This is a genomic window from Angustibacter speluncae (genome assembly GCF_054777815.1).
Map to the genome: position 1 here is coordinate 14,487 of NZ_BAAHAF010000110.1, position 7,421 is coordinate 21,907.

The following is a 7,421-nucleotide window of genomic DNA, read 5'->3' on the forward strand; positions in this document are numbered from 1 at the left end:
ACGCCCTGGCCGTCCGCGAGCCGTACGGCGTGTGGGGCGGGCTCACCGAGGACGACCGCGAGGCCATCCTGGCCGGCCGCCGCGCCCTCCCCGAGGCCGTCTGAGCGGCCCACGAAGCTCCGGAACCCGCTCGGGCGGGGACCGGGTCCACGAGCCGAAGGGCCGGCACCCCCGAGCGGGGTGCCGGCCCTTCGTGCGTGCCGGTGCAGCCGTGGCTGCGGGAGGACCGCGGCTCAGTGGCCGTGGCCGTGCCCGTGGCCGGCGGCGGCCTCGGGCTCCTCCTCCTTCTTCTCCACCACGAGGGTGTCGGTGGTGAGCACCATCGACGCGATCGAGGCGGCGTTGGTGAGCGCCGAGCGGGTCACCTTCACCGGGTCGATGACGCCGGCGGCCAGCAGGTCGCCGTACTCGCCGGTGGCGGCGTTCAGGCCCTGACCCACCGCGAGGCCGCGGACCTTCTCGACCACGACGTAGCCCTGCAGGCCCGCGTTCTCGGCGATCCACCGCAGCGGCTCGACGACGCCCTTGGCGACGATCGAGGCGCCGGTGGCCTCGTCGCCCTCGAGGGACAGGCCGTCGATCGCGGCGGCCGCGTGCACGAGGGCGGAGCCACCGCCGGCGACGATGCCCTCCTCGATGGCCGCGCGGGTCGCCGAGACGGCGTCCTCGATGCGGTGCTTCTTCTCCTTGAGCTCGACCTCGGTGGCCGCGCCGACCTTGATCACGCAGACGCCGCCGGCCATCTTCGCCAGCCGCTCCTGCAGCTTCTCGCGGTCCCAGTCGGAATCGGTGCGCTCGATCTCGGACTTCAGCTGCGCCATCCGGGCCTCGACCGCGTCGCGCTCGCCGTTGCCGTCGACGACGGTGGTGTCGTCCTTGGTGACGACGATGCGGCGGGCGGTGCCGAGCACCTCGAGGCCGACCTGGTCGAGCTTGAGGCCGACGTCGGGGGTGACGACCTGGGCGCCGGTCAGGATCGCCATGTCCTCGAGCATCGCCTTGCGGCGGTCGCCGAAGCCGGGCGCCTTGACCGCGGCGGCGGTGAAGGTGCCGCGGATCTTGTTCACGACCAGGGTCGACAGCGCCTCGCCCTCGACGTCCTCGGCCACGATGAACAGCGGCTTGGAGGTCTGCAGCACCTTCTCCAGCAGCGGCAGGAGGTCCTGCACCGAGGAGATCTTGCCCTGGTGGATCAGGACGTAGGCGTCCTCGAGGACGGCCTCCATCCGCTCGGCGTCGGTGACGAAGTACGGCGACAGGTAGCCCTTGTCGAACTGCAGGCCCTCGGTGAAGTCGAGCTCCATCGCGGTGGTCGAGGACTCCTCGACGGTGATGACGCCGTCCTTGCCGACCTTGTCGAACGCCTCGGCGATGAGCTCGCCGATGCCGCGGTCCTGGCTGGAGATGGACGCGACGTGCGCGATGTCGTCCTTGCCGTCGACCTCGCGGGCGTGCTCGAGCAGGGCGGCGGACACGGCCTCGACGGCGGCGCGGATGCCGCGGTTCAGGCCGGTCGGCGACGCGCCGGCGGCGACGTTGCGCAGGCCCTCGTGCACCAGGGCCTGGGCGAGGACGGTGGCGGTGGTGGTTCCGTCACCGGCGACGTCGTTGGTCTTGGTGGCGACCTCCTTGGCCAGCTGCGCGCCGAGGTTCTCGTACGGGTCCTCCAGCTCCACCTCGCGGGCGATGGTCACGCCGTCGTTGGTGATGGTGGGGGCGCCCCACTTCTTGTCGATGACGACGTTGCGGCCCTTCGGGCCGAGCGTCACCTTGACCGCGTTCGCGAGCGCGTCGACGCCGCGCTCCAGGGCGCGTCGGGCGCCGTCGTCGAACTGCAGGGTCTTGGCCATGTGGCTCGTTGCCTCTCTCGTTCGGTGGTCGTGCAGGGGTGGAGCGGGACCGACGGCGCCCCGGGGCCCGGCCGTCTGGCGGCGGGACGTCCGGGGCGCGTCGGGTGGTGCTCAGGTCGTGCGGTGGTGCAGTCGTGCGGTGGTGCAGTCGTGCGGCTCGCTCAGGACTGGACGATCGCCAGCACGTCGCGGGCGGACAGGATCAGCAGCTCCTCGCCGCCGTACTTGACCTCGGTGCCGCCGTACTTGCTGTAGATGACCTTGTCGCCCACGGCGACGTCGAGCGGCACGCGGTTGCCGTTGTCGTCGACGCGACCGGGACCCACGGCCAGGACCTCGCCCTCCTGGGGCTTCTCCTTGGCGGTGTCCGGGATGACCAGACCGGACGCGGTCGTCTGCTCGGCCTCGACGGCCTTGACGACGATCCGGTCCTCGAGCGGCTTGATGGAGACCGACACGGGCGGACCTCCCCTTCGCAGTTCGCAGGGTTCCAACTAGGACGGTGGTGCCCGGGTGGCGTCCGTCGTCGCGGGTGCCGGACGCCGTCGGGCGTTGGCACACTCCCAGGGAGAGTGCCAGGACGAAACTAGCACTCGGTCAGCGCGAGTGCCAGCGCCGGGGTGGTGCGGGAGCGGGCTGTCCGCTCAGGGCGAAGGGCAGCTGCTGCGCACGTCGCCGAGACCGCGCGCGACCAGCAGGTCGCCGCCGCGCAGCGGCGTCCCCCACGTCCCGGCGGCGTCGTCCCAGCGCCGCCACAGCCGCGCGTCCGTGGCTACCTCGACCACCGCCGAGCCGCCCGCCTCCACGCGCGCGGCGCCGAACCCGACGAGCCGCACCGGCTCGCGGTCGCGGTCGGCCTCGTCCGGGCGCAGGTAGACCTGGACGACCTCGCGGGACGCGCGCGCGGACGTGTTGCGCACCTCGACCGCCACCCGCGGGCCGCGCACCCCGGGCTCGCCGGGGTCGACGAGGCGCAGCTGCCCGTACTCCCACGACCCGTACCCCTCGCCCGCGCCCAGCCAGTGCGCCGGCGCGGGGGCGCGCCCGGCCACCCAGCCGCGGTGGCCGACGAACACGTCGTCGGCGTACTCGAGCCGCAGCCCGTCCGGGACGGTGTCCCACGCCGGCGCGGCGCCGTCGGCGGCTGGCCAGGTCGTGACGAGCCGGCCGGCCGGCTCGCGCACGCCGAGCAGCGCGTCGGCGACCGCGTGGCCGCCCTCCTGCCCGGGCAGGCCCACGACCAGCACGGCGTCGACCCGGTCGTACCAGGGCATGAGCACGGGCGTCGCGGCGTTCACGACGACCACGGTGCGGGCGGCGGTGCGCGCGACGGCCTCGACGAGCGCGTCCTGCTCGCCGGGCAGCGCCAGGGTGGTCTTGTCGACCGCCTCGGTCTCCTGCTCCTCGGTGAGCCCGACCACCACGACGGCGACGTCGGCCGCACCGGCCGCCGTCGCGGCCGCGTCGAGCACCGGTCCGGTCGGCGGCGGCACCGGTGCGGCGACGAGCGCCTTGAGCCCCGTGCCGGACGCCGCCACGTGGCTGAGGAAGCCGAGGCTGCCGTCCGGGCCGGGACGCGGCTCGGTGGCCACCACCTGCACCCGCGCCTCGACCTCGACGCCGTCGGCGAGCTCGAGGTCGGTGGTCGAGACCGACGGGCGCAGCACGGCCTCGCCCGGGTCGTAGCCCTCGGCGACCAGCTCGGCCTCGTGCACCACCTCGCCCCCGGCCCGGATCGTCCAGCGCCCGGTGCCGATCGCGCCGAGGCGCACGGCGCCGCCCCGCACGAGCGTCCCGCGCAGCACCAGGCCCGCCACCGGACGGGGCAGGTCGTCGTCGAACCCCACTCCGACCGCGGCGGCGCCGACGTGCTCGGTGCGCATCTCGGCGCCGTCGGCGTCCAGGTAGGTGACGCGCGCGCCCGGCTTCCCGGTGACCGGGTCGGTGAGCGCCTCGGGCGCCGCCGGCAGGGGCCGGGCCCGCACGGGCACGCCGTCGACGACGACGACCGAGCCGCCGAGCGCCTCGAGCAGCCCGTCGGCGACCGACACCTGGTGCGGCGGGGTCACCTGCGCCGAGCCGCCGCCCATGCAGGTGGTCTCGAGCGCGAGCCGCCCGACGAGCGCCACGGACGACGACGGCTCGAGGGGCAGCACGCCGTCGTTCTTCAGCACGACCATCCCGTCGGTCGCGAGCCGCCGCAGCTGCGCGCGGCGGGCCGGGTCGGTCGGCGCCGGGCTGGTGGCCGGCCACGCCCGGGCGGGACGGCCGTCGCCGGCGAGCGCACCGACCCGGGCCGCGAGCCGCAGCAGCCGGGTGACGTGGTCGTCGAGGACGGCCTCGGCCACCTCGCCGTCCCGCACGGCCGCCAGGAGGGCGTCGCCCCACGGGCCGTCCGGCCCGGGCATGACCAGGTCGAGCCCGCCGTTCGCGGCCGGGCCCGCCGACTTGGTCGCGTACCAGTCCGACATCAGCAGGCCGTCCCAGCCCCAGCCGTCCTTGACGACCTCGGTGTTGACGTGGGCCTGCTCGGTCGCCGTCGTCCCGTTGACGTCGTTGTAGGCCGCCATGACCGACCACGCCCCGCCGTCCTCGAGCGCGATCTCGAACGGCAGCAGGTACACCTCCCGCAGCGCGCGCTCGCTCACCACCGAGTCGACGTAGTTGCGCAGCGTCTCGGACTCGTTGGCCACCAGGTGCTTCAGGCAGGCGGCGATGCCGCGCGACTGCATCCCGCGCACGTAGGCGGCCGCGACGCGGCCGGTGAGCAGCGGGTCCTCCGAGTACGCCTCGAACAGGCGGCCACCGAGCGCCGTGCGGTGCAGGTTGATCGTCGGGCCGAGCACCACGTGGATGCGCTGCCGCTCCGCCTCCTCGGCCAGTGCCTCCCCCATCTCGCGCGCGGCGTCCTCGTCCCAGGCGGACGACAGCAGCGTGGCGTTCGGGAACAGCGCGACCGCCTCGCCGCCGGTGAACCTCAGCCCCCGCACGCCCGTCGGCCCGTCCGAGAAGGCCATCTCGTGCAGGCCGATCGCCGGCGCGCCGTGCAGCGTGAAGGCCGACGCGCCCGTGAGCAGGCGCACCTTGGTCGGCAGGTCGAGCCGGGCGACCAGCCCGGCCAGGTCGTCCGTCGTGGTCATGGTCGCCAGTCTGCCCCCGCGACCGGCGGGCCGGGAGGGTCCGGTCGGGTGCCGTCCCGACCCGGTGGCGCCGCTGCTGGTTGCATGGGGGCGTGGACGCGACGGGCCTGGCGGCGCTGATGACCCCGCAGGGGTGGCGGCTCCTCGACGCCCTCCCCCCGTACGACGAGGCCGCGGTGCCGGCGCTCAGCGAGCGGCTGCGGGCGGGCGGGCTCGACCCGGCGCTGGTGGCCGCGGCCCTCACCCAGTCCCGGCTGCGGGCACGCGGGGCCACCAAGTTCGGGCCGTTCGCCGAGCGGATGCTCTTCACCGCCGACGGCCTCGAGCAGGCGACCCGGCTCGACGTCGCCGCCCGCCACGCGCACCGGTTCTCGTCCGCCGGCGTCGAGCGGGTCGCCGACCTCGGCTGCGGCATCGGCGGCGACGCGATGGCGCTCGCCGGTCTCGACCGCGAGGTCGTCGCCGTCGAGCGCGACGAGGTGACCGCCGCCGTCGCCACCGTCAACCTGCGGCACTTCGAGGGCGCGCAGGTGCGGCACGAGGACGCCACCACCACCGACCTCACCGGCGTCGGCGGCGCCTTCCTCGACCCGGCGCGGCGCACGGCGTCCGGCACGCGGGTGCTCGACCCGCGGCGGGCCGAGCCGCCGCTGTCGTTCGTGGTCGACCTCGCCCGCCGGCTCCCGGCCGTCGGCGCCAAGGTCGCCCCGGGCATCCGCCACGACCTCGTGCCGGACGACGCGGAGGCGCAGTGGGTCTCGGTCGACGGCGACGTGGTCGAGGCGGGCCTGTGGTTCGGGCTCGTCGCCCGCGAGCACGTGCGGCGCTCGGCCGTCGTGATGACCAGCGGCGGCGGCCCGGCGGTCGTCGTCGACGGCACCGGGCACGAGCCCGCGCCCGACGTCGGCGCGGTCGGCGCCTACCTGCACGAGCCCGACGGCGCGGTGCTGCGCGCGGGTCTCGTCGGGCTGGTCGCGCAGGCGGTGCAGGGACGCCTGGTCGACCCCACGATCGCCTACGTCACGTCGGACTCGCCCTCGACCAGCCCGCTGGCCCGCAGCTACCAGGTGCTCGACGTGATGCCGTTCGGGCTCAAGCGGTTGCGCACCCACCTGCGCGACCGGGACGTCGGCCGGCTCACCATCAAGAAGCGCGGGACCGCGGTCGAGCCGGCGCAGCTGCGGAACCAGCTGCGCCTCACCGGCTCCCAGGAGGCGACCATCGTGCTGACGAGGGTCGCCGGTCAGCAGTCGGTGCTGGTCGTCCGCCCGATCGAGACCGGCAGCGCCCCCTGAGGACGGGCGGCGCCCGTGAGCACCGCCACCAGCGCGTCGAAAGCGCCGTCGTCGCGCCCGAAGAGCGCGAGCGTCGCCGTCGTCCCCTGCGTCGAGCCGAGCGCCCACGGGGCGTCGAGCGCGACGACCACGTCGCCCGACCCGCCCGACGAGCCGCCGAGCAGGCGCACCGTCGGGCCGGACCCGGTGCCCACGCCGGCGCGCTCGGCGGCCGCGGCCAGCCGGGCGCGGTCGGTGTCGATGCGGCCCGGCACCTGGAACCCGTCGGCCGCCCAGGGCGCCGCGCACGACCCGTCGACGGCCGTCACGGCCGCGGCCGACAGGGCGCGCGAGGCCTCGGTCGCCGCCGCACCGGCGTCCGCGGGCACCGCGGCACCGGCCGACACCCGGGCCTGCCAGGTCTGCACGGCCACCACCTTCGCCGCGGCGTCCTCGACCCGCTCGCGCGGCAGGCTGCCGTCGCCGAGGGCCGTGACGACGGCGGTGTGCGCGGCGGTCGGGTCGAGCGGCATGAGCAGCACGTCGGCCCCCGCCTGCAGCGCCTTCACCGCCGCGCCGCCGCTGCCGTATTGCGCCGTGATGGCGCCCATGTCCTGCGCGTCGGTGACCGCCAGCCCCTGGAACCCGACGTCGGGCCCGCGCAGCGAGGCGTACGCCGGGGCCGAGAGGCTCGCGGGCACACCGGGTTCGAACGCGTCGACGGCGATGTGGCTCATCATCACGGCGGGCACCCCGGCCGCCGTCGCCGCCGAGAACGGTTGCAGGTCACGGGCTCGCAGCTCGTCGAGGGTGGCGTCCTGCACCGGGAGCGTCTCGTGGCTGTCGGCCGGCACCGAGCCGTGGCCGGGGAAGTGCTTGACCACCGGCACGATCCCGGCCGCCTCGTAGCCGCCGAGCGCCGCGGTGACGGCCGCCGAGGCGAGCGCGGGGTCGTCGGAGGCCGAGCGCGAGCCGATCGTCGGGTCGTCGGGGCCGCTCGTCACGTCGGCGTCCGGCGCGAAGACCCAGGTGAAGCCCAGGCCGCGCAGCTCGAGCGCGGCGGCCGACGCGGCCTGCTGCACGACCGCGGCGACGACGGCCTCGACGTCGAGCTCGGCGGCCTGGCGCGCCAGCAGGTCGACGTCGCCGCCGCCGGC

At 75.7% G+C, this 7,421-nt stretch carries 6 protein-coding genes; 2 read left to right on the top strand and 4 right to left on the bottom strand.

Annotated features, from left to right (window positions below; genetic code table 11):
* The coding region (locus tag ACYVKY_RS13500) for a WhiB family transcriptional regulator (protein ID WP_460435515.1) at nt 1-104 on the top strand (104 nt) is incomplete at its 5' end.
* Nucleotides 105-233: 129 nt separating this feature from the next.
* Here ACYVKY_RS13500 and groL read toward each other — a convergent pair.
* The 3 genes from groL to ACYVKY_RS13515 all read right to left on the bottom strand — a co-directional run bounded on the left by groL (nt 234) and on the right by ACYVKY_RS13515 (nt 4,990).
* Nucleotides 234-1,850 carry a chaperonin GroEL gene (gene groL / locus ACYVKY_RS13505; RefSeq protein ID WP_460435510.1) on the bottom strand — a complete coding sequence of 539 codons (1,617 nt, stop codon included), beginning with the start codon at nt 1,848-1,850 and terminating at the stop codon, nt 234-236.
* 161 nt (nt 1,851-2,011) lie between these two features.
* A complete protein-coding gene (groES, locus tag ACYVKY_RS13510; RefSeq protein WP_460435511.1) occupies nt 2,012-2,308 on the bottom strand; it encodes a co-chaperone GroES in 297 nt (98 codons plus the stop codon).
* A 186-nt stretch (nt 2,309-2,494) separates the two neighbouring features.
* Entirely contained in the window at nt 2,495-4,990 is a 2,496-nt protein-coding gene (locus ACYVKY_RS13515) for a beta-glucosidase family protein (protein ID WP_460435512.1), read from the bottom strand.
* 92 nt (nt 4,991-5,082) lie between these two features.
* On the opposite strand from ACYVKY_RS13515, the gene ACYVKY_RS13520 reads away from it, so the two are divergent.
* The gene (locus ACYVKY_RS13520; protein ID WP_460435513.1) at nt 5,083-6,285 is read left to right on the top strand and encodes a THUMP-like domain-containing protein; all 1,203 of its coding nucleotides are present in this window, start codon (nt 5,083-5,085) and stop codon (nt 6,283-6,285) included.
* Here the strand turns inward: ACYVKY_RS13520 and ACYVKY_RS13525 are convergent.
* The coding region (locus ACYVKY_RS13525) for a glycoside hydrolase family 3 N-terminal domain-containing protein (protein ID WP_460435514.1) at nt 6,234-7,421 on the bottom strand (1,188 nt) is incomplete at its 5' end. The two genes, ACYVKY_RS13520 and ACYVKY_RS13525, sit on opposite strands and share 52 nt — an antisense overlap.